This window comes from Bradyrhizobium arachidis (genome assembly GCF_015291705.1).
GTDB lineage: Bacteria > Pseudomonadota > Alphaproteobacteria > Rhizobiales > Xanthobacteraceae > Bradyrhizobium > Bradyrhizobium arachidis.
Window position 1 is genome coordinate 9,282,027 of the sequence record NZ_CP030050.1, and the last position, 20,896, is coordinate 9,302,922.

At 60.5% G+C, this 20,896-nt stretch carries 23 protein-coding genes; 18 read left to right on the top strand and 5 right to left on the bottom strand.

The window, feature by feature from the left end; all coding sequences use genetic code 11:
• Positions 1 to 387: 387 nt before the first annotated feature.
• Positions 388 to 1,416, bottom strand: coding sequence for an alpha/beta hydrolase family protein (locus tag WN72_RS43860; RefSeq protein WP_244554043.1), 1,029 nt, complete (start codon positions 1,414 to 1,416; stop codon positions 388 to 390).
• 544 nt (positions 1,417 to 1,960) lie between these two features.
• Positions 1,961 to 3,025, bottom strand: a complete 1,065-nt coding sequence (locus tag WN72_RS43865; protein WP_194482925.1) for an IS110 family RNA-guided transposase — start codon at positions 3,023 to 3,025, stop codon at positions 1,961 to 1,963.
• A 295-nt stretch (positions 3,026 to 3,320) separates the two neighbouring features.
• Here WN72_RS43865 and WN72_RS43870 point away from each other — a divergent pair, with 295 nt between their 5' ends.
• From WN72_RS43870 to WN72_RS43890, 5 genes are all read left to right on the top strand, one after another.
• Positions 3,321 to 5,108, top strand: a complete 1,788-nt coding sequence (locus WN72_RS43870) for a vanadium-dependent haloperoxidase (protein WP_194482967.1) — start codon at positions 3,321 to 3,323, stop codon at positions 5,106 to 5,108.
• 299 nt (positions 5,109 to 5,407) lie between these two features.
• On the top strand, positions 5,408 to 5,935 hold the full coding sequence (locus tag WN72_RS43875) for a hypothetical protein (protein WP_143130875.1): 528 nt from the start codon (positions 5,408 to 5,410) through the stop codon (positions 5,933 to 5,935).
• Positions 5,936 to 6,508: 573 nt separating this feature from the next.
• Positions 6,509 to 6,769, top strand: a complete 261-nt coding sequence (locus WN72_RS43880; RefSeq protein ID WP_244554018.1) for a MerR family transcriptional regulator — start codon at positions 6,509 to 6,511, stop codon at positions 6,767 to 6,769.
• A gap of 338 nt (positions 6,770 to 7,107) precedes the next feature.
• Positions 7,108 to 7,455, top strand: coding sequence for a serine hydrolase (locus WN72_RS47945; RefSeq protein WP_430644627.1), 348 nt, complete (start codon positions 7,108 to 7,110; stop codon positions 7,453 to 7,455).
• Positions 7,376 to 7,897, top strand: coding sequence for a serine hydrolase domain-containing protein (locus WN72_RS43890; RefSeq protein ID WP_167381205.1), 522 nt, complete (start codon positions 7,376 to 7,378; stop codon positions 7,895 to 7,897). Before WN72_RS47945 ends, WN72_RS43890 begins: the two co-directional genes overlap by 80 nt.
• 366 nt (positions 7,898 to 8,263) lie before the next feature.
• Here the strand turns inward: WN72_RS43890 and treZ are convergent, their stop codons facing one another.
• Both treZ and WN72_RS43900 read right to left on the bottom strand, forming a co-directional pair.
• On the bottom strand, positions 8,264 to 10,105 hold the full coding sequence (treZ, locus tag WN72_RS43895) for a malto-oligosyltrehalose trehalohydrolase (protein WP_244554019.1): 1,842 nt from the start codon (positions 10,103 to 10,105) through the stop codon (positions 8,264 to 8,266).
• A gap of 302 nt (positions 10,106 to 10,407) precedes the next feature.
• Positions 10,408 to 10,560 (bottom strand): hypothetical protein, encoded by a 153-nt coding sequence (locus WN72_RS43900; RefSeq protein WP_167381206.1) that lies wholly within the window; start codon positions 10,558 to 10,560, stop codon positions 10,408 to 10,410.
• A gap of 101 nt (positions 10,561 to 10,661) precedes the next feature.
• Between WN72_RS43900 and WN72_RS43905 the strand changes: the two genes are divergently transcribed.
• The 7 genes from WN72_RS43905 (at position 10,662) to WN72_RS47405 (ending at position 14,376) form a co-directional block, all read left to right on the top strand.
• On the top strand, positions 10,662 to 10,835 hold the full coding sequence (locus tag WN72_RS43905) for a hypothetical protein (RefSeq protein WP_167381207.1): 174 nt from the start codon (positions 10,662 to 10,664) through the stop codon (positions 10,833 to 10,835).
• Between the two features lie 11 nt (positions 10,836 to 10,846).
• Entirely contained in the window at positions 10,847 to 11,053 is a 207-nt protein-coding gene (locus tag WN72_RS43910; RefSeq protein ID WP_027562079.1) for a DUF2188 domain-containing protein, read from the top strand.
• Positions 11,054 to 11,322: 269 nt separating this feature from the next.
• A complete protein-coding gene (locus tag WN72_RS43915) occupies positions 11,323 to 11,811 on the top strand; it encodes a YciE/YciF ferroxidase family protein (protein ID WP_092220871.1) in 489 nt (162 codons plus the stop codon).
• 290 nt (positions 11,812 to 12,101) lie between these two features.
• A complete protein-coding gene (locus tag WN72_RS47395) occupies positions 12,102 to 12,311 on the top strand; it encodes a DUF4142 domain-containing protein (RefSeq protein ID WP_244554021.1) in 210 nt (69 codons plus the stop codon).
• Between the two features lie 907 nt (positions 12,312 to 13,218).
• On the top strand, positions 13,219 to 13,440 hold the full coding sequence (locus tag WN72_RS43925) for a hypothetical protein (RefSeq protein ID WP_244554020.1): 222 nt from the start codon (positions 13,219 to 13,221) through the stop codon (positions 13,438 to 13,440).
• A gap of 218 nt (positions 13,441 to 13,658) precedes the next feature.
• On the top strand, positions 13,659 to 14,051 hold the full coding sequence (locus WN72_RS47400) for an SDR family NAD(P)-dependent oxidoreductase (protein ID WP_167381208.1): 393 nt from the start codon (positions 13,659 to 13,661) through the stop codon (positions 14,049 to 14,051).
• The gene (locus tag WN72_RS47405) at positions 14,035 to 14,376 is read left to right on the top strand and encodes an aldo-keto reductase family protein (protein ID WP_167381209.1); all 342 of its coding nucleotides are present in this window, start codon (positions 14,035 to 14,037) and stop codon (positions 14,374 to 14,376) included. The genes WN72_RS47400 and WN72_RS47405 overlap by 17 nt, the downstream gene beginning before the upstream one ends.
• A 71-nt stretch (positions 14,377 to 14,447) precedes the next feature.
• On the opposite strand, the gene WN72_RS43935 is transcribed toward WN72_RS47405, so the two are convergent.
• Entirely contained in the window at positions 14,448 to 14,735 is a 288-nt protein-coding gene (locus tag WN72_RS43935; RefSeq protein ID WP_092220876.1) for a hypothetical protein, read from the bottom strand.
• A 435-nt stretch (positions 14,736 to 15,170) separates the two neighbouring features.
• Between WN72_RS43935 and tnpA the strand changes: the two genes are divergently transcribed.
• From tnpA to WN72_RS43965, 6 genes are all read left to right on the top strand, one after another.
• Entirely contained in the window at positions 15,171 to 15,575 is a 405-nt protein-coding gene (gene tnpA / locus WN72_RS43940) for an IS66-like element accessory protein TnpA (RefSeq protein WP_080134401.1), read from the top strand.
• Positions 15,572 to 15,919: an IS66 family insertion sequence element accessory protein TnpB gene (gene tnpB, locus WN72_RS43945; RefSeq protein ID WP_080134400.1), complete on the top strand. Its 348-nt coding sequence runs from the start codon at positions 15,572 to 15,574 to the stop codon at positions 15,917 to 15,919. The genes tnpA and tnpB overlap by 4 nt, the downstream gene beginning before the upstream one ends.
• Positions 15,920 to 15,989: 70 nt before the next feature.
• A complete protein-coding gene (tnpC, locus tag WN72_RS43950; RefSeq protein ID WP_194482923.1) occupies positions 15,990 to 17,618 on the top strand; it encodes an IS66 family transposase in 1,629 nt (542 codons plus the stop codon).
• Between the two features lie 343 nt (positions 17,619 to 17,961).
• Positions 17,962 to 19,371, top strand: a complete 1,410-nt coding sequence (glgA, locus tag WN72_RS43955; protein WP_092219659.1) for a glycogen synthase GlgA — start codon at positions 17,962 to 17,964, stop codon at positions 19,369 to 19,371.
• A 19-nt stretch (positions 19,372 to 19,390) separates the two neighbouring features.
• Complete coding sequence (locus WN72_RS43960; RefSeq protein WP_092219661.1) at positions 19,391 to 20,590, top strand: glycosyltransferase family 4 protein; 1,200 nt, start codon at positions 19,391 to 19,393, stop codon at positions 20,588 to 20,590.
• A 5-nt stretch (positions 20,591 to 20,595) separates the two neighbouring features.
• Positions 20,596 to 20,877, top strand: a complete 282-nt coding sequence (locus tag WN72_RS43965; protein ID WP_092219663.1) for a DUF3606 domain-containing protein — start codon at positions 20,596 to 20,598, stop codon at positions 20,875 to 20,877.
• Positions 20,878 to 20,896: the final 19 nt, after the last annotated feature.

A 20,896-nucleotide genomic window follows, 5' to 3' on the forward strand; every position in this document is an offset into this window, starting at 1 on the left:
TCCCCGTTTCTGTACAACCGCTGCGGCCCTGTCCTTTCTGCGGAGGTTCGGAGGCTTGGATCAACAGCGACATCGATCCAAAATTCGTAGTATGTAAGGAATGTTCAGCTCCGTTAGGCAGGCGGCCGAGCATTGGAACAAACGAACCACCTCCTAAGGCGCACGCGATAAATGCCTGCTCCGCGCCGCTCAATCGCGCATATGGGATTTTTTGCCGCAGCGATGTCCGCTCGTGGCCCCGAGCCGAAGTTTCCGCTGACTGCCGCCACGTCGGCTGTTGAGGCTAAACCGGGCGACGGGGCGCACCGTGCTCAACCGCCGCTTTTGACCCAGAACAAACATACGAGCGCGTGCAGAAACTCCGCCTTTGCTCGCATCGGTGAAGGCCTACTCTGTCGATCTGCCCAAAGTTGCCCGAAGGAAGTCAACCACGGCCGCATTGAACAGCTTATGGAAGGCAGGGCGATCGAATCCAGTCGCGTCCAAGCAAATCTCGGGAACTCGAGCGCTCATTTCCGCAGGACAGGGTGTCAAGAAGGCGAAGTGACCGGCGTTCGCGACGATCCGGTAGTCCTGCTGCGTCCGCAACGCCTCGTGTATCGTCGCGACATGGCGAAGAGCAACACCGTCCCCACCATATTCTGAGGCCCAAAGCTGCACAGGCACATTGATTGAAGCCAAACTCTTAGCAGAAAACAATTGCGCGGGCGGATCGGCCAGCACGGCAGCCTTGATGCGCGGATCGTGTACAAGTGGCGTGGCCGAAAAGTCTCTCCTGAGAACCTGCGGGCAGACTTTCCATGTACTCTGCTGGCAGTACGTGGTGGTGGCCGCCCAATCGGCGTCAGCTCCGATCAACGCGAGCCCCGTATATGCACCGCGCGAGAAGCCGAAGAAGCCAATGCGAGCCTGAGCGATATCGGCTGAAAATTCAGACGCGCCGGTCAGAAAATCAATCAGCCGTTTCACGTCGTTCGGGCGCTCGATCCACACGGAAAGATCATCGGTACGGCTAACGTCGCGCGCGTTGTCGCCGGGATGGTTGAGCGCAGCGACAATGAACCCATTATCGGCGAGTGTCTCGGCCGTATCATGATGCCCCAGAAACGAGCCGGTCCTGCCATGCGAGATGATGATGAGCGGCAGCTTGTCTTCGCTGAAGGGACACTTTGGCACGGCGGACAATGAAAATGGTCCGAGGACGACTTGCTCCGGCGCAGCTGCGCAGGGATACCAGACCAGCGCTTGAATGGTGGTCCCCTCTGCACTGGCGGGAACGTCAATGCGGCGAAGTCCGGCACCAAGCGCCGAATTCGCAGCGAGGGCAAGGATGGCAGCGAGCAAAAGTTTATCGACGGCATCAACTTCTCCGGGACGACGATAATGAACTCTACTTTGGCGTTCGGTTATGGGCAAGTCCGCTGTTGGCCCAGCTGCGAAGTTGCGCCCGGTCGGACGGAGGTCCGTTCGTTGAGCCAGAGCGGACTAGATTTGCTCAAACCGAGTTCTTCGCATTTTGACCCAATGTATGGTCCGGCCGTGGGGTGCAAGAAGATTTCGACGATCCGGTAGATGCGGTCTTGCATCAATGTATCCGGCCTCTGTTTGGAGCGCAGTGCTCCGGGCCATCATGGATATCAGCGCGCATGTGATCTGGTTAGCGGACAGGCCTCGACCGGGCCATTTGGGTCACCAGGGTTCACATGTGCCGGGAAGACCGATTCTCCATCGTCGTCTCATCCTCTCGCAGACCTCGGCGGGTAAGGGTTGTTACGTCATCGATAGCTCCTCACTTCGCGCTGTTCCTTCGTTCGTGCCTGGCGGCCGTTCCTTCGTCCCGGCCTGCGCGCGCAGACGCGCCGCGCGCAAGGGGCCGTCAAAGCCGGCCGTCGTGCTGTCCTGACGTCTTGCTCTCCTGCTGCCAGGCTGCGCCTTGACGGCCCCGCGCACGGCGCGAGGATCAAGCAGGTCGGGACACCGTCTCCTCCATCTTGACGCACGCGAAGGCGCGTCCCTTGTTGAGGACCGCCCAGGCGATCCGGGCGAGCTTGTTGGCGAGCGCAATCGCCAGCACGTTGTGGTGCAATCGCTTCTTGGCGGCTTCGATCCAAGAGTTGAGGCCATAGCGCTCCCAGCACTTGACCTTTACCAGAACAACCCACGCGGCTTGCACGAACAGCGCGCGCAGGTAGCGATTACCGCGCCTTGATATACTGCCGAGGATCGTGCGGTCGCCGGTCGATATCTGCTTCGGAACAAGTCCAAGCCAGGCGCCGAAGTCGCGGCCTTTCGAGAACACGTCTCCGGTGCCGATCGCAGCCACCATTGCGCTCGAGATGATTGGGCCAATGCCAGGCACCGTCATCAGTCGCTGGCAGGCCCTATCTTGACGGGCTAGTGTTTCGATCTCGCCAGATAGACCCTCGATACGCTCATCCAGCCGGCGCCAGTCTTCCGCCAGACCCTCGATGATGGGCAACATGCGAGGCGAGAGCACATCAGTGCGTGTTGCCAAGATACCTGGCAACTCGAACCGCAGGGAATGCGGGCCTTGCCGCACGGCGATGCCCCGTTCCAGCAGGAACGCACGGATCTGATTGATCGCGCCGGTACGCTGACCGACCAATCGATCGCGGACGCGGTGCAGTGCCTGAAGGTCGAGCTGATCGGCGGTCTTGGTCGCGACGAACTTCATGGTCGGGCGTTGGACAGCCTCGGCGATGGCTTCCGCATCTCGGAAGTCATTCTTCTGTCCCTTCGAATACGGGCGCACGTATTTCGCTGGCATCAGGCGGGCGTCGTGGCCAAGTACTTGGAGTTTGCGGCTGAGATGATGGGCGCCTACGCAGGCCTCCATACCGATCAAGCACGGCGGCAGGTTGGCGAGCCGCGTTTCCACCTGGCCGCGCGACCACTTCTGCCGCAGCACGATGGCACCGCGGTGATCCTGACCCACGATGTGGAACGAGTTTTTGCCGATGTCGATGCCGATCACGGCGATCGCCGCGTTGAGTTTCTGAGACATGGCGTGCTCCTTGTCTTGAGCGCCCCTTGCCAGCTTCTCGTGCTGGCAGGGCCGGAGCACGGCCGGACCATCCCATTAGGAGACGTCATTGCTCCGGTGGGCAATTGCGTTGTTTCAAAGGCACGGCGGACGCGGTGGCCGCCGCCGACACCCAATTGGTCTGCTTGGCTCACCATTGATCTGCATCAACCTCCTCAGTCTCCTCCGAGCGAAATGATTTCGACTGCAGCATGCAAGTAATCGGACGGCTCCGGCGCAATCCCGCCGAAACTTTCCCGCGAGGGAGGAGGCCTCCATGGCTGACCATTCCACCATTTCAACTGAATCCCGCCTGGCCTCGCCGGGCTCGTCGACCGCGATCACTCGCCGCTCGCTGCTTGGCGGGACCGGCATTGCGGTTGGTGCCGCCGTGCTTGCGTCTCCGCCGAGCATGCCCGGGTTCGCCCCGGCGCTGGCGCAGCCTGCGAGCGCAAACGCCCGACCGCTCGACGAGGCATTCAAACACCGGGCCTTTGAAGTCCGCGGGGTCTGTGCGAGCAACAACGAGAAAATTCCCATCGCGCCCCACCCCGCGAATGGCGACGAGGCGCGCTACAGTAACAAGATCGGCTCCGATTCACGTGGCCTGCCGCACGACAAACGCGGCGAAGTGACACAGGAGGCTTGGCAGGCTCTCTATGCCGCCTGCCAGTCGGGCGATCCCGCCGATTTCGAAAAGATCCCGCTTGGCGGCACTCGCAAGCTGGTCAATCCCTTGGGCACGCTGGCAGTCAGTCTCAGCGGCATAAACGCAACTCAGATTGGAATACCCCCGGCACCGGCTCTTGCAAGTGCGGAGCGCGGCGGCGAGGCGGTCGAGGTATATTGGCAATCCCTGCTTCGTGATGTTCCGCTTACCGAGTTGCGCGACGACACCTCCAATCGGGACGTGCTTGTAGCAACCGAGGAGATCAACAAGCTTGCCGATTTCCGAGGGCCGAAGTCTGGTGGGCGGGTCACGCCCGGCACACTGTTCCGCGCCAATGCGCTTTATTTCGACGCAGGCGACCCGAAGGGCCGCTCCGTCACGCCTCCAGGCGTTTTGGACGGTCCGCTGATCTCGCAGTTCCTGCTCAGGGACGCGCCCTATGCCTCACAGTGGATCAGTGCTCAAATTCGTACCGCGTTGCCCGCCAGCGAATTCCTGACTGACTACGAGGAGTGGCTGGCGATCCAGAATGGCGCCGCACCGAAGCGCCAGTTGCAGTTCGACGCGACACCGCGATACATCACGACAGGAAGAGATCTCGCAGAGTATATCCACACTGGTCCGGCACTCGGGTGGGCGGCAGCGCTGCTCCTCGCAACCCCAGGAGGCGGGGCAGACAAGCGCTACTCCGGGATCTATCCACCGGCAGAGCCCGTGTCCTACCCCTCGAACCCGTATCGGAAATCGAAAACCCAAGCCCCGGCGGGCGCCACCTTCGGGTTGCAATATGTGCAGGCACTGCTCGCCACGGGGATCAGTAACTCCGTCCGCGCCGCCTACTGGCAGAAGTATTTCGTGCACAGGGCTGTGAGACCGGAAGCCTACGGTGCTCTGGCGCACCATCGCCTCGCCAATGGCGTGAGCGACTACCCGCTGCATGATGATTTCCTGAAATCGGAAGCCCTCGCTCGCAGCAAGGCCAAATACAGCACCCATCTGTTGTCGCAAACCTATCCGGAAGGCGCGCCCTTGCACTCCACGTATCCCGGCGGGGCCACGAGCGTTGGTGCCGTTACAGCGACCATATTGAAGGCGTTCTTCGACGAGAGCCGCGTCATCGCCAACCCGGTGCAGCCTGATCCGGCTGACCCGACAAGGCTCGTGCCCTATAACGGCTCACCGCTCACGGTCGGCGGAGAGTTGAACAAGCTCGCCGTGAATTTTGGTTTCGGACGGAACTGGGCGGGCATCCACTGGCGTTCCGACGCCTCAGCCTCGATGGCAATCGGTGAGGAAGTGGCAATCTGCATGTTGCGGGACGAGCGTGCCACCCTTCGCGAGCCGTTCGACGGCTTCTCCTTCACGCGTTTCGACGGCAGCCGCGTGACGATTTGACAGCAGACAGGCGGCGTCCATGCCCTGAGGGCCGGTGCACATAAGCGGAAGCGTTTATGCTCGATGGCCTGTCGGTGAAGGCCCAGCGCCTCGCCTGCTAAACTGACGTGTCCCGATGGCGGCCTCGTTCTGACATCTTGCGAAGCAATTCACCCAACAGATTCTTTGTCCCGCTGGGAGCCCAGTCGCATCCGTGAAGATCGCCAAACTGGTAAGCGATCACGAAGGCGGCTTATTTAGCGATCAAGAGCTGGTCGATGCCGTCACGCGCGTTCGGCCGCTATGATTGGATGTAGGTTATGTTGGACAGAGCTGCCGATCTTCTTATCGTTGAGGGTACCGAGGGTGGCCCATACGCGAGTTTGATCGCCGCAGACGAATCCAAAATTATTGCTGTCGTGATCAAGGGACGACCTCGAGCTGGCCGGGCCTCGATCGTCGATCCCAATTCGCAGGGAGTAGAGCTCATCCGAATTGCCCAGCAGAATCTCGTGCTCGACATCATCGAATCGGCAGATCATCCGCTCGGCGGCACATCGCTTAGTAGCGCGATCGCAACTCTAACCTACGCTGCGAACTTACCTGAGGTGGCGAGAGAAGCTCATGCCCTTGCGCCCGCGTTGTCCGGCGCCCACGACCATTGGCGTGCAGTCCCGGATTACGATGACCGGCCCGTTGGGCCAATGTTCGCGGCCCCCACGCTGCCGGGCCCTGCGGACGTAGACCCTCTCACCATCGAACCGATGACTGCCGTCGACGATCCCGGACTTGCCGGCCGCATCAAGGCGAATGTGAATGTCCCACAATGGCTGAAAGACCTGCTTTAGCGCGGCAGTGATCTCCGTAGGGACGGGATAGAGCGTGAAGCGGAGGCGACCGGCGGCAAGGCCTGCCGAGCTCGAGAAAATCTTCATCGGCAAAGGCCTCCTGGTCGTTGGCGCAGCGCTCATCGGACGGCTCATTTCGTTGCGGTAGATGGCCGATCACAATTACTGATTGCACGTTGTCGCGCTAGCGAGGTGGCCACGCATGCCTAAGGTTGAAATCACCATCGTGTGCTCGACGGAGAGGCCGTCAAAGCACGAGCAGCTACGTCTAATGAGTGCCGCTAAGACCGCTAAAGGTCAGGATAAGTCGCTTCTGAGTTTTGCCGTCGAAGGCCTCGACTGCCTTCCGGTCTGTCCGAATTGTACGCTACAACGCGCTGGACTTTGCCGCGGCAGCAGAGATCTTTTTGCTTGGCGCCAAGTAGTGTATAGTTCGAGCGTTGGCTAGACCCAATATCGAAACAAGCAGCAGGAAGTTTGTCAGCTTTCCCAAGAGTAGCGCCATCCTGCTATGCGCGTCGACACCAAGGTCGCGCTACGGAGACGGCCATCCGCTAACGGGCTCGATCCATCGTGGTGGAAATCACCGAATTATATTCAGGAACCATGATTGACAATGATGACAAGAAGCGGCGCCGACTCGTCGAATTCAAGAATGGTTGCCGCTATGGCAGGTTCGGGAAAACGAAGGCTTATGAACTAATCGCCCACGAGAGAATTAGGGCGTACAAGATGGGCGGCAAGACCCTCATCGACCTGGACAGTGTGGATGAATATCACGCTTCGTTGCCCAGGCTTGAAGCGAGGGCGAGTCCCGGCACCGAATCTCCTTAGCGAGATAGCAGACGCACTGTCGCCTAAGCTGTCGAGCCGATCCACCATGCTATAGATCCAGTATGGGATACTGCACTCGGCTCAATATATCTCATCGCACCATCCTGCGAAGACCGATAGAAGCGCGTAATGGAAAATCAAAGTTTTGATGCGGCCGGTTTACAGCAACTCCGTGACGCTATGGCGGATTTAGTCACCACGATGGACCGACCGGGCATCGTCACTCTTGTCGCTCGTGGACGCGAAGTCCCTGTCGACGCCGTTGGTACACATGAGTTCGGTGGTGGCAGCCCTACTGCAGCGAGACCATCTTCCGGATCGCCTCCGCTACAAAGCCGATGGTCGCAGCGACCACGCTTGCCCTTGTCGAGGAAGGAAAGCTTCGACTGGACGAACCGGTGGACCGCCGGCTTCCCGAACTGGCAAGTCGTCGCGTGGTGAAAACCTTGAGTGGTCAGGTCAACGAGACGGTCTCAGCACGGCGTCCGGTTCTCGTCAGCGATCTGCTGACCATGCGGATGGGGCGGGGTGGATCATGGTGGCTGGCGATTACCCGATCCAGACGGCCTTTATGGAGGCCGATCTGCTCGTTCCTACCGAATGCCCGTGCTGTCACTCGACGAGTGGTTGGCGCGTTTGTCGCGCCTGCCTCTCATGGATCATCCCGGCGACGTCTGGCGATATGATCTCTCCATGACGGTGCTCGGCGCGCTGATCATGCGAGTGACAGACCAGCCGTTGGGGGACGTGATGGCCACGCGAATTTTCGATCCGCTCGGGATGAAGGATAGGGGATTTACCGTTCCTGCTGACAAGTTGGACCGGTTTCCGCCATGTTATCGTCCGAACCGCGAGGCCGGGACCGCCGATATCTGGGACCCTGCTGGGCCCAGCAGCTTCTGGGCCAGTGAACCAGAGTTTCCCGGTGGTCACGGAGGACTCGTTTCTACCGCTGACGACTATCTCAGCTTCGCGCGAATGATGATGAACTCGGGCAAAGGGCCGAGTGGCAGGCAGGTCCTGTCCGAGGCGTCCGTCCACGCCATGATGAGCGACAAGGTGCCGGTAGAGGTGAAGGCACGGTCACCGTTCAGCCCTGGTTTTTGGGACAATCGTGGTTGGGGCTAGGTCGACAGTGCAAAAGCCCGTACGAGGGCAGCAGCGCCGCGGCTTCGGTTGGGAAGGCGGCTACGGGGTTTGCGCCTATTGGGACGCCGAGACGGAGTTCTTCGCATCGTTCTATCGCAATGTCTCATCGACTCGCCGGAGTACCCTGCGCTCTATCGCAGATTTTGGGATGGGGTCAATTGGCTATAGAGGTCGGGCACCGTGGTCCAGACGATGGTGACCACGGACGACTTGCGCTATAAGAGTTCGAAAAGACGAAGGCTTATGAACTGACCGTCCGCGAGAGGATCAACGCATTCAAAACATGGCCGTGGATCCACTATCGCATCAGCTCAATCGTTCGCTCCCTTCAATTGAGACCTGGCGTCAACCGGCTGCGGCGTCGAAGCCGCGGCGTACAATTATTTCGGCCGGATGCAAATAGAGATGCCCCCGCGCGGGATCGGAGCCCCATAGGTTTTCGCCCTCGATGAGCGGCGGCCGCGGCAAGGGCTGTCCGGAAAAATTGGCCACGATCTGCAACAAATCGTTGTTAGCGCTTCGCCAAACCACGTTGAGGCCGCCAAGATTGCGCTTTGCGCCCAGCAGTTCGGCGCGTGCCGCCTTGAAGCCGGCCTTGAGGAGCGGCACAACCTTTTCGCGCCGGATGGCGAGCAGTTCCTTCGTCAAGGCACGAAACTCGGCGCTGATTGGCGCGTGCATGATGCTGTTCCAGTCGAGCCGCGAGGCTTCAAAGGTCTTGACCTGGCAAGGATCTGGAATTCGGTCCCGCATCTCAGGAGTGGAGAAGGCTTGAAAGTGCGCAAACTCCTTGCGGCGTCCTTCCCGTGTCAGACTGGCGGCCTCGCCTGTCCAGTCCGCAAAGAACAGGAAAGGCGTGGCGGCGGCAGCCTCCTCGCCCATGAACAGCAGAGGAATGTGCGGATTGAGCGTCAGAAGCACCATGGCCTGGCGGAGTTTTCCCTTGCCGACAAGTTGCGTGAACCGTTCACCCAAAGCACGGTTCCCGATTTGATCATGGTTCTGCGCGAAGAAGATGGTGGCGTCCGGCTGTAAATGAGCACTGGGTTCGCCGCGCGGTTCGTCATGCAGTGGAAAGATTTCGCCTTGATAAGCGAAGCCCTCGGTGAGCGCACGCGCAAGGTGCTGCAGAGGCTTGTCGGCAAATGCCTTGTAGTAGCCTTCATCTTCGCCGGTCAGCAGCACATGGAGCGCATTGTGAAAATCATCGCCCCATTGCGCGTTATACAGCCTTGTGCGTCCCCGTGGCCTCTCAAGAAGGTGTGCCTGGTTGGCTTCGTTTTCGAGCATGAGATGAACGTGCCGGCCGACCAAGCTGCTGCGCACAGTCTCAGCAAGTTCGACGAGAAAGTGCTTCTTTGAATCGTCTTTCAGGGCATGAACGGCATCTAAGCGAAGCCCATCGAAGCCATAGTCACGCAGCCACATCAGTGCGTTGTCGATCAAAAACTGACGAACGAACGCGCCATCCTTGCCTTCCAAATTGACAGCCGGCCCCCAGCCGGTCGAATGGCGTTTTGTGAAGAAGTTTTCTGCGTAGCTGTGTAAATAGTTGAGCTGAGGACCGAAGTGGTTATAGACGACATCAAGATAGACCATCATGTCACGCTCGTGCGCGGCATGCAGAAGGCGCTTCAAGTCTTCAGGCCGCCCATAGCGCGCATTCGGCGCGTTGAGCAGAACGCCGTCATATCCCCAACTGTATCGGCCAGGCACATCGTTGAGCGGCATGAGCTCGATCGCCGTGATGCCGAGATCGCGCAGATAATCGAGCTTTCTCTCAACACCGGCATAAGTGCCCTCCGGCGAAAATGTGCCGACATGAAGCTCGTAAATGGCGGCTTCTGCCCAGGGGCGGCCGGTATAAAGTATGGGATCACGTAGGGCAGTGGTGTCGACGACTTCGCTCGGCTCGCCCACGTCGTCCGGCTGAAATCGTGATGCCGGATCAGGCACGACAAGGGCGCCGTTAATGCGAAACTGGTAGCGCGAGCCAACTCGCGCTGGCGGACTGAACAGTTGATACCAACCATCCGTATCCTTTGGCATGTTGCGCGGCGGTTGACCGACCTCGAGAAGCTCAATCGATAGCGCGCTAGGCGCCCAAAGGTTGAACACCACACCTTGTGCGGTGATCAGCGGGCCATGACACCGCGGTTGATTGGCCGCCCCAAGCTTGTCGGTCAACGCTTTCTCGCCTTCTTGTTTACGTGCTTGTCCGAGGTTTTCTCTTGCCCGTTTTCCCGCGTGCGGCCCGCATGTTGTCGACCAGATTCGGATAGGGCCGGCCTGCTTTCTTGGCCGACCGCTTTGCAGCAGTCTTCTCTGTGGGTGACATTTTTTGATTTCCTGCCCGCCCTCTTTCGCGGATTGCTCTCGTGCCAGGGCGCCTGTCGACCCATGCCTTCGCCTCTCATCGATCATCGGGGAAGCCCCCCTCGCGGTCGGCGATGAGGGTGCCATGAGAATTGCTGAGACCGACGAGCTCATCAGGGATGAAAGAAGAAGGTCCAGATGGCGACGATGGTCACGGCGGCCAGCGCCAAGCTGAAGATGAGCAGGGCTAGAACGCTTCCGCCGGGCTCGGCCTGACGGGCTTCGGAAGAGGGCGCGACTATTCGTCGTTCACGCAGGCTGTACATGATTTCCTCCGTTTCGATGAGAAAGCGGCGGCAGCAGGATTGTTCCTCACGAGGGAACGCGCAGGGGTGTCCTGCGTTCGGCCTCCTGAAGGGAGCTAAACATGACTGAGAAATTCAACCCGGCGCCACCGGACAAACATGCCGAAGACCCCAAGCAGAGCGTGAAAGAGGACAGGAAGAAGGATGATGAGCTTGAGAAAGGTCTCAAGGGAACGTTCCCTGCTTCCGATCCGGTCAGCAGCACTCAGGGGTCGAAAGCAACACGCGACGGTTAATGGAGAGAGCTATGGGATTGGCAGCCTATGACATCATAGGGCGCGACGGCGCTTGGCATGTCGAGCATGACGGCGTGAGCCGCAATACGTACCAGACGAAGGAAGCTGCATTCGAAGCGGCGGTGGCGGCCGCCTCGCTTGCGATGCGGCAGGGCCATGCCGTACGGTTGACGGTGCCGGAAAGTGGAAACGCTGTCGGGGCTGCCCACGACGGCTAATTCAAGGCGCCGGTGCGGCAGCTCACGCGCTCGCCCCCGGAGCTGCTGATACCCCGGGGGCCTGGGGAGGTGGCGGGGGGAGGAGGACAGCCCTGTCAAAGGCCTAAACCCACATATTACGGACGTTCCTCGCACGAAACAATCAACTCGCTCTGTGCACTTTGGTACTTTGAAGCCATCCAGCCAACGCACCGCACTCCTGGCGGCGAGGAACCGCGCTCCACGTGCTTTGTTGAAGGAGGCCTTTTCAACACACCAGGAGACCAACCATGTCTGAGAAAGACCTCAGTAGCCTGTTCGTCGACACTCTCAAGGACATTTATTATGCGGAAAAGCAGATCTACAAATCGCTGCCGAAAATGGCCAAAGCCGTTTCGTCGGAGGAATTGCGCGCCGCCTTCGAAAAGCATCATGACGAGACCGAAGGTCAGATTGGACGGCTTGAACAGATTTTTGAGCTGATCGGCAAGCCGGCCCGCGGCAAGAAGTGCGATGCCATCGAAGGCATTCTCGACGAAGGCAAGGAAGTCATGGAGGAATATGAGGACACGCCTGCGCTCGATGCCGGCCTATTGGCGGCGGCGCAAGCTGTCGAGCATTACGAGATTTCGCGTTACGGTACGCTAAGAACCTGGGCCGACAAGCTGGGGCACAAGGATGCCGTCAAGCTGCTCGATGCGACGCTGGCGGAAGAGAAGAAAACCGATGATGCGCTGTCAAAACTGGCAATCTCCGCTGTCAATGCGGAAGCGGCGTGAGGCGGGAGCATCAGACAGATTATTCTCGCAATAGCGCTCGCCACGGCCGTCAATGGACCGGCCGTGGCGCAGTCGGTTGGCGAAAAGACGGGCCGGGCGTAAACCAGCGCTCGGCATCGCGCCCATGACAGAGGACTTCGTCAAAGAGGCGGCCATGAGCGATATGCTCGAGATCGAGGCCGCCAAGATCGCGTGACAAAAAGGCGATCCAGACGAAAAAGAGTTCCCGACCAAATGATCGCCGATCACGCCAAAATCAGCAGCGAATTTATTCCGATGCCTAGACGGTAATTCCGGAAAAGCCCGATGAGAACTCACAGAAGAAGCTCAAAAAACTCCGAGATGCGAAGCCGGAAGACAACCAATACGTTGCCATGCAGGTTAGCGCTCACAAGGACTCCGTCTCCCTTTTCCAGCGCTCTGCGGATGGTGGCGCTGATGCCAAGTTTGAAGGATTGGGCGGGATCCCTCGCTTCAGCTTCATCTCGGCCATGGCGTAAATCGGAACCGCAGATCGTGCGCGTTCGCAAGTTCGCTTTGAAAGGAGCTGCATCAGTCTGCCCCCAACCATTTCCGGCCAGGCAGATCCCCAGACAGCGCCGCCACACACAACGTTCCTTCTGAATCCACTGGGCACAACTACGATGCGCCAGACGTCGCGCATCGAAAAATCAACGCGGCTAATGCCGCCACGCGCCCGATGATTTGCTGGATCATCAAGCCGCAGCCGGTCTGCGTGATCGAAAACATCGCTGCGCTTCATCGCTGCGCATGATCCGACCTGAAACGAGGCGAACTATGGTTTCTTATTGGATATGAGGACCACAGGAACGAAACATCCGGAGACGGCTTGGTCGCAAAAGGAGTGACCAACATGAAGCTCTCCCGATTTGCTCTCATCGCCGCTGTTCTCTTTCCCGTCGCCGCATTCGCCCAAGGAGGCGGCGGCGGAGGTGGAGGGGGTGGCGGATCCGCTGGTGGTGGTACCGGCGGCGGCGCCACTTCAGGTGGCGCAGGAATAGGTTCGACATCTGCGGGCACAGGGTCGGCAGGTGACGCGTCCGCCGGTACGATCGGAAATACGTCGTCCGCGACAGGAACGACCGGAAGCCCAGGACCGAGCGGTAATGCCGCAACCGGGAATTCGAACAACCGGCCCGACACAAATGGCCAAGCTACCGGCCAGATCCCCAATCAGCAGACGGGCAATGGCAATGGGCTTAGCGCGGGATCCACGCTGGGGACAAATACGGCCGGAACGGCGGCGCCGTCGGGCTCTCCTGGCGCCAACGCACAAAACACTGCTCCTGCCGGCGGCATCGGCAGGCCGACTACGACGAACGAACAGGAAAGCGACGCCAAGATCGATCAAGAGAACAATAGGGCGGACAAGACTGTGGGGAAGATTTGCAAAAATTGCTGAAAGGACTCGCCTTGATATCCGTTGTCGTCGCAGCAGCGCTCGTCGCAGGTCATGCTGCAGAGGCCAAAGGCAAGCGACACGGCCATCACTCGGTGACGCCAGCGGCAGAGCAACGGAGCACGGGTCAGTCGACCCACGCGCAGCCGCGCGATCCGGCAGACATCGCTTTGGAAAAGAAGATCAAGAGCATCTGCCGAGGCTGTTAGTTCAGAGCGGTGACGCCTCAAGGACGGAACGCTGCAGCCTCAGGAACGGCGTTCATGCTTGCCAGTTGGGCACGTCCAGCACGGGAGATGTTGATGGCCGACCATGTACGACGCGGATTCATGAAGGGCGCCGCCGTAGTGACTGCGTTTGCGGTCGCTGCATCCGCTGCGGCTCAAAACGGACAGATGATGGCCCGAGAGAGCTGGAAGGACAGCCGATGCCTGAACCGCCCGCAGAACGCAGTGCCGGGCCGATCAGTGCTGGGCGGGGCTCCTTGCTGCTGGAAAAAGTCGCCGTCGTCACCGGAGCCACACGAGGCATCGGACGCGCGATTGCGGTGGAGATGGCGGCCAACGGTGCGGACGTGATCGCTTTGGACATCGTGGGGCCGGTTTCTCCCGCCTCGAACGCCGCGCCTGCGACGCCGGAAGAACTCGACGCGACCGTGCGGATGATCAAGCAATACGGAAGGCGCAGCGAAGGGATCGAGGCCGATTCGCGACATCGGCGCTTTACGGGAGGTCGCGGATCGTGTCGAGCGGGACTACGGCAAGATCGACATCGTCGTTGCCAACGCGGCGATCCAGCGCTGGATGGAGGAGCAATATGACACCGCCCGCAAAGGCGCGTTCCCCGCACTCTCGAAGATGCGCGACGAAGGAATGATTCGCGCCTGGGGCATCGGCGTGAATACGATCGAAAAGCGCGGCAGGCTCAGGGCGGTGGCGGCCCGCTACGGCGTAGATCTTCGGACCGCGGCCCTACAGTTTTCCGCGGCCGCAGATGTTGCTGTCGCACTAGTGGTGGGCGCACGGAGCGCTCAGCAGATTGAAGAGGATTGGAATTCGTTGCAAGCCAAGATCCCGAATTCGTTTTGGGACGACCTGAAGAGCGAAGGCCTGATCGAACCAGGAGCCTTCCTCCCGGCGCTGTAGAACGGCTTATATGTCAAGCTATTCGATCGCTTGGTCGGCGCGTCCGCAGGAAGAGAGGCACTGAGCTGTGTTCATGGTGACAACGGATCGAACGTTGGTTGCCCTTGCTGAGCCGGCAGGTCGGCGGGCTTTACGTCCATCTGGCGCGGCCGCCACTTCACCTTCGCGGCCACGCCATTGGCGCCTTGCTCCGTTCGCGCATGCAGTGCGCCTACGCGCCTCGAAATACGAACGACCTGGATCTTACCTATCGTTGATGCCGCTCTTCGCAGGCGCTTGCTGCGCCAGGCGGCCACCTCGTGGTCGAGATTGAATTCTTCGCCCCCGCCCATTGTCTCGATTCTGCTAACTTCGCTCATGTGTCTCCCTCAGATTTGCGCCTAGAACGGTATAAGGCGCTAAATGTTCCGCTATTGGGAAACCGGGCCGGGCAACCCACGTTCCCGCCCAGGAGCCTCTTGAGATATGGGCCAATCAAACGTCTCGGAAGAAAATCGTGGCTGCTCCGTTCACAGGACGTAAAGCATGTGCATGAAGAATGCCGGCGCAATGTTCACGAGTGGACCCAAGACAGGAGAGGCCCAACCTATAACTGACCAGCGTCGGTTGGATTCGCCTCCGTTCCGGAGCCAAAGCGGCCTCAGCTCCCAAGACCCTCGCAGAGCTGAGGCCGTTTCTGTCTGTAGATGCGGGCGAAATGGATAACGAACCTTCGGCAAGCTTGTCAGCATGAAGGTCTCCCTCCGGTGAGGGCCGCCTTGTCGGGTTAATACCAGTGCTGTGTAACAGCCCTTATGGACAGCAATAAGTTCAGTGCTCAGATTGAACGGTTCGAGGTTGTCGAGACTGGCCGTCGCCGTCGCTGGACCGATGATGAGAAACTCAAGATCGTTCTGGAGAGTTTGCAGGCCCCGCGCGCGGTCTCGTCGACAGCACGACGATACGGCATCTCGCGCTCGCTCCTGTTGACTTGGCGACGATCGTTTGGGACGCGGACGAGCAATACTGAACAACCTCAGCCAGCGTTTGTGCCAGCGATGGTGATGCCGGACCAACCGCCGGCGCCGCCAGTAACTTTAGCGGGGCCAGCGAGCGGACGCATGGAGATTGTCGTCGGCAAGGCCTGTCGGGTGATCGTGGACGCCGGCGTTGATATGACCGCGTTGTCTCGCGTATTGGATCTGCTGGAGCGGCGATGATCCCGATCGCGGCAGGGGCGAGGATCTGGATCGCAACCGGTCACACTGACATGCGCAAAGGCATGCAGGGTCTGGCATTGCTGGTGCAGGAGGGGCTGGGGCGGGATCCTTTTGCCGGCGACGTCTTTGTGTTCCGTGGTCGTGCTGGCACCCTGATCAAAGCCCTTTGGCACGACGGGATCGGGCTGTCGCTCTACGCCAAGCGACTGGACCGTGGCCGCTTCATCTGGCCGGCGACGGTGGATGGCGTGGTATCGCTGACCGCAGCTCAGATGGGCTATTTGCTGGAGGCGATCGACTGGCGCAATCCCCAACACAGCTGGCGGCCGCAGAGCGCAGGATAGGTTGCGCAATAGTCCCGTGAGATTGCAAAAAGCGCACGCCAAATCGTCGCTTTTGTGATTCCATCGGTGCATGGGTGACGGTCCCCAGAAGCTGCCGGAAGACATTGAGGCGCTGCAAGCGGCGTTGCTGGCGACGCGCGCCGAACTCGCCAGCGTTCGCGCCCAGCAGTCCGACGACCATGCTCTGATCGCTCACCTGAAGCTGCAGATCGAAAAGCTGAACCGTGATCGTTATGGCCCTCGCTCGGAGCGTACCGCAAGGCTGCTGGATCAGCTCGAACTGACGCTGGAGGAGCTCGAGGCCTCAGCGACTGAGGACGAACTCGCTGCCGAAATGGCCGCGGCCAAGACGACGAAGGTGGCCTCGTTCACGCGCAAGAGGCCGTCGCGCCAGCCGTTCCCGGACCATCTGCCTCGCGAGCGGGTGCTCGTGCCGGGACCTGTGGCGTGCGCCTGCTGCGGCGGAGCGAGGTTGTCCAAGCTCGGGGAGGACATCACCGAGACGCTGGAGGTGATCCCGAAGTCCTGGAAGGTGATCCAGCACGTCCGGGAGAAGTTCAGCTGCCGTGATTGCGAGAAGATCAGCCAGTCCCCGGCGCCGTTCCACGTCATCGACCGTGGTTGGGCCGGCCCCAGCTTACTGGCGATGGTGCTGTTCGAGAAGTTCGGCCAGCACCAGCCGCTGAACCGTCAGGCCGAACGCTATGGCAAGGAAGGCGTGCCGATCAGCCTGTCGACCCTCGCCGACCAGGTTGGTGGCTGCACTGTTGCGCTGACGCCCTTGTTCCGGCGCCTCGAGGCCCATGTGCTGAGTGCCGAGCGATTGCACGGGGATGACACGACGGTGCCGGTCCTGGCCAAAGGCAAGACCGACACCGGCCGCATCTGGGTCTATGTACGCGACGACAAGCCTTTTGGCGGGCAGGCCCCGCCGGGAGCAGTGTTTTATTACTCGCGCGATCGCGCGGGCGAGCATCCCCAGGCCCATCTGGCCGGCTACAACGGCATCTTCCAGGCCGATGCCTATGGCGGCTATGGCAAGCTTTACGACCCGAGCCGCAACGTAGGTCCGATCCTGGAAGCGGCGTGTTGGGTCCATGCCCGACGACCGTTCTTCGTGATGGCTGATCTGGCGGAGAATGCGCGCCGCAAGGTACAAGGCAAAAAGCCAGCGGTGATCTCGCCTCTGGCACTGGAAGCAGTCCGTCGGATCGACGCCTTGTTCGAGATCGAGCGAGGCATCAACGGCGAGACGCCCGAACGGCGCCGGGCCGTCCGCCAGGAGCTGAGCGCGCCGCTGATGGCCGATCTGAAAGTCTGGATGCGTGAACAACGCGCCAAGCTCTCCCGGCGCAACGACGTTGCCAAGGCGATGGACTACATGCTCAAGCGCTGGGATGCGTTTACCCGCTTCCTCGACGATGGCCGCATCTGCCTGTCGAACAACGCCGCCGAGCGAGCCCTGCGCGGCATCGCCCTGGGGCGGAAGTCTTGGCTGTTCTGTGGCTCCGACCGCGGCGGCGACCGTGCCGCGATGATGTACAGCCTGATCGTCACAGCCAAAATGAACGACGTGGATCCACAAGCTTGGCTCGCCGACGTCCTGGCACGCATCGCTGCACATCCCGTACAACGGCTCGACGAACTTTTGCCCTGGAATTGGCGCGACCGAAATAAGCAAGTCAACCAAGCAGCCTGAGTGACCGCTACGCGGTCCTCACCGGATGCTTACGCATGAAGGACGAGTTCGCTCGATGCGATCGCCGAATCTCGAAGCAAAGCCGCCAATCTAACGATGCCCTCGGCTTTGGAACGGCACCCCTCATCGACGCCGGCGGCTGACCCCATAGGTACTTTGGGATCGACATCGCTTCTCATGCGGATCGCCTTAGCCGGCGATCTGAAGACCCGGACGTGTCGCAGCCTTAGGAACCATTGCTGGCGTCGCGGGATTTAGGGACAGCGTTTTGCTGAGGAAGCGCTCCCGGAATGCAAAAGATGGTTGGCAAAGGCCACAATTTTTCCCGCGGCTGGGCATAGCGATGCGGATTCTGTTCGCCACGCCCGAAGTATCAGACTTCATACAAGTAGGCGGTCTGGCCGCCGTCTCTGCGGCTTTGCCGCGTGCCCTACGCGATTTTGCTGACGTACGCGTCATCATCCCAGGCTATCCGGCGGTCTTGCGCGGCATGAGTGACCTCAAGGCCGTGGGTAGATGCCCGTCCTACGCAGCCCTGCCCGCCTTCGAGGTCGATCTCGGCCATACCACGGACGGCCTGACATATTACGTCGTGCGCTGTCCGGAGCTGTACGAGCGGGACGGCACGCCCTATGCCGATGGCCGCGGGGCGGATTGGGCCGACAATAATGTACGGTTCGCCACATTCTCCTATGCCGCCGCCCAGCTCGCCAGGGGATTGGTCGACAAGGAATGGTCGGCCGACCTGGTTCACGCCAACGACTGGCAATGTGCGCTGATCCCGGGCTATCTCGAATGGCACTACGCGCACATTCCGACCGTCTTCACCATCCACAATCTCGCCTATCAAGGGGTCTTCGACCGCAGCTCGCTGGCTCCGCTCGGAATTCCCGAGACCAGCTTCAACATCGACGGTGTCGAATTCTACAATCGCCTGTCCTTCATTAAGGCGGGCCTCGTCTATGCCTCGCACCTGACGACGGTCAGCCAGACCTATGCGCGGGAGATCACGACCGCGGAATTCGGGTGCGGCCTCGAAGGGCTCCTTAAGCAAAGGGCTGACCGCAACCAGCTGTCCGGCATCCTGAACGGTATCGACGAGAGTTGGGACCCGCGGACCTGTTCGTCGCTGCTCCAGCCGTTCGGGGCTGGCGATTGGGCCGAGCGCTCGCTGAACGCCGACGATGTCAGGGATCAGTTCGGCCTCGCGGTCTGTCGCGGCCCGCTGTTCGCCCTCGTCGCGCGTCTCGTTCATCAGAAGGGCGTCGACCTCGTGATCGACAGCGCGCAAGCGATCGTCGATGCCGGCGGCCAGATCGTCGTCACGGGCAAGGGCGAGCCCCGCTTCGAGGAAGCCCTGCTCCAGGCACAGGCACGAGCCCCGCAGTCGATTGCCGTCAAGATCGGCTTCGACGATGCCGAGGCGCGGAAGATCTTCGCTGGCAGCGACTTCACGCTGATGCCTTCGCGCTTCGAGCCTTGCGGACTGAGCCAGATGTATGCCCAGCGCTTCGGCTCTTTGCCGATCGGCCATCGCACCGGCGGTCTTGCCGAGACTATCGTCGACGGCGAGACCGGCTTCCTGTTCGATCGTGCATCGGCGCCGGGCTTTCTCGGCAGTCTTTGCCGAGCATTCTCTACTTTCGGCATGAAGGACCGCCTCGACCAAATGCGCAGGGCCGCCATGGCGCAGGCCTTCAGCTGGAGGCAGTCGGCCAAGTCATACGCGGATCTCTACCGATCATCGATCTAGAAGATATCGAGCACGGACCATGAAAATCGCTCAAATCGCTCCGCTTGCGGAGAGCTGCCCGCCACGGCTCTACGGCGGCACCGAGCGCATCGTCTCGTATTTGACCGAAGAGCTGGTCCGCCAGGGCCATGAGGTCACCCTGTTCGCAAGCGGTGACTCCGTCACATCTGCGGAGCTGGTGCCGTGCTCGAAGATGGCCCTGCGGCTGGATCCTTCCGTGAAGGATATGACGCCATACCACGTCATGATGCTGGACCAAGTTGCAAGGCGAGCGAACGAATTCGACGTCCTGCACTTCCATATCGATCATCTGCATTATCCCTTGATGCGGCGCTATGCGGACCGGATCGTCACGACATTGCATGGGCGGCTCGATCTACCCGATCTGAAGCCGTTTTACTTGGCCTTCCCTGAGCCTCCCGTGGTCTCGATTTCGGACGCACAACGCCGCCCAATGCCACCGGTCAACTGGCTTGGCACCGTGCTTCATGGATTGCCCGAGAACATCCTCTCCTATCGGCCAGCGCCGTCCGGGGACTATTTTGCGTTCCTTGGACGCATCTCCCCCCAAAAAGGACCGGACAAGGCCATCGAGATCGCTGCCAAGACCGGCGTTCCCCTGAAGATGGCCGCCAAGATCGATGCCGCAGATCAGCGCTATTGGGATCAGGTGATCGCGCCGATGGTCGCGGCTCATCCAAACGTCGAGTTCATTGGCGAGATCAATGAGCTCCAGAAAGCCGACTTCCTCGGCAATGCGCGCGCGCTGCTCTTTCCGATCTGCTGGCCTGAGCCCTTCGGTCTCGTCATGATCGAGGCGATGGCTTGCGGCACGCCAGTGGTTGCGCTTTCCCACGGCTCAGTGCCGGAGGTCATCGACCACGGCCTCAGCGGATTCGTCGTGAACTCTGTCGAGGAGGCGATCGCGGCGGCCAACGCAGCCGGGACATTGGATCGAGCGGCGATCCGCAAACGGTTCGAACAACGCTTCACGGCGGAGCGGATGGCGAGCGACTATTTGGCCGCCTATCGCCGGTTACCGGCCCTTCGGCAAACATCGCAGCTGGACGTTCTCGCGACGCTGGAAAGCAAGAGCGCAATCCGGATGCCGATACCGTCTGCCGAGTTGGAAATAGCTGCCGTCGCCGCTGGCTCGAGATCCTTAGTCCGTGTCGGAACGGAACGCGCGAGCGGCGGTTACGACAACACACAGGAGTAGCCGCCATGCGCCGCTCGATCCCTAAGCCCATCCGCAACAAGCTCGACCTGACCGATCGCGTTCAGATGCGGCTCGTCAGAAAACGTCTTGGCCTTTCCGATGCCGAGCTGACCGCCATCGTCGGGCGGATTGGAAACTCGATCGCCGCGATCAGCAAGGAAGCCGCCAAACAGCGGGCCAACGCGCTGGCCAAGCCGGCTCACGTGCCTCCCGCGGCAGTGATCGCCTCAGCTGTGGCCATCGAGCAGGCCGCGGCCGAGATACCCGCATCAGCGCCGACATCCTAACCGGATTTTTATCGGGGGC

Coding starts and splice junctions, on each gene's coding strand:
- WN72_RS43865 (WP_194482925.1), bottom strand. CDS start 3,025: ATGTCTCAGAAACTCAACGCGGCGATCGCCGTGATCGGCATCGACATC.
- WN72_RS43870 (WP_194482967.1), top strand. CDS start 3,321: ATGGCTGACCATTCCACCATTTCAACTGAATCCCGCCTGGCCTCGCCG.
- WN72_RS43875 (WP_143130875.1), top strand. CDS start 5,408: ATGTTGGACAGAGCTGCCGATCTTCTTATCGTTGAGGGTACCGAGGGT.
- WN72_RS47945 (WP_430644627.1), top strand. CDS start 7,108: ATGGTCGCAGCGACCACGCTTGCCCTTGTCGAGGAAGGAAAGCTTCGA.
- WN72_RS43900 (WP_167381206.1), bottom strand. CDS start 10,560: ATGTACAGCCTGCGTGAACGACGAATAGTCGCGCCCTCTTCCGAAGCC.
- WN72_RS43905 (WP_167381207.1), top strand. CDS start 10,662: ATGACTGAGAAATTCAACCCGGCGCCACCGGACAAACATGCCGAAGAC.
- WN72_RS43910 (WP_027562079.1), top strand. CDS start 10,847: ATGGGATTGGCAGCCTATGACATCATAGGGCGCGACGGCGCTTGGCAT.
- WN72_RS43915 (WP_092220871.1), top strand. CDS start 11,323: ATGTCTGAGAAAGACCTCAGTAGCCTGTTCGTCGACACTCTCAAGGAC.
- WN72_RS47400 (WP_167381208.1), top strand. CDS start 13,659: ATGCCTGAACCGCCCGCAGAACGCAGTGCCGGGCCGATCAGTGCTGGG.
- WN72_RS47405 (WP_167381209.1), top strand. CDS start 14,035: ATGGAGGAGCAATATGACACCGCCCGCAAAGGCGCGTTCCCCGCACTC.
- WN72_RS43935 (WP_092220876.1), bottom strand. CDS start 14,735: ATGAGCGAAGTTAGCAGAATCGAGACAATGGGCGGGGGCGAAGAATTC.
- tnpA (WP_080134401.1), top strand. CDS start 15,171: ATGGACAGCAATAAGTTCAGTGCTCAGATTGAACGGTTCGAGGTTGTC.
- tnpB (WP_080134400.1), top strand. CDS start 15,572: ATGATCCCGATCGCGGCAGGGGCGAGGATCTGGATCGCAACCGGTCAC.
- tnpC (WP_194482923.1), top strand. CDS start 15,990: ATGGGTGACGGTCCCCAGAAGCTGCCGGAAGACATTGAGGCGCTGCAA.
- glgA (WP_092219659.1), top strand. CDS start 17,962: ATGCGGATTCTGTTCGCCACGCCCGAAGTATCAGACTTCATACAAGTA.
- WN72_RS43960 (WP_092219661.1), top strand. CDS start 19,391: ATGAAAATCGCTCAAATCGCTCCGCTTGCGGAGAGCTGCCCGCCACGG.
- WN72_RS43965 (WP_092219663.1), top strand. CDS start 20,596: ATGCGCCGCTCGATCCCTAAGCCCATCCGCAACAAGCTCGACCTGACC.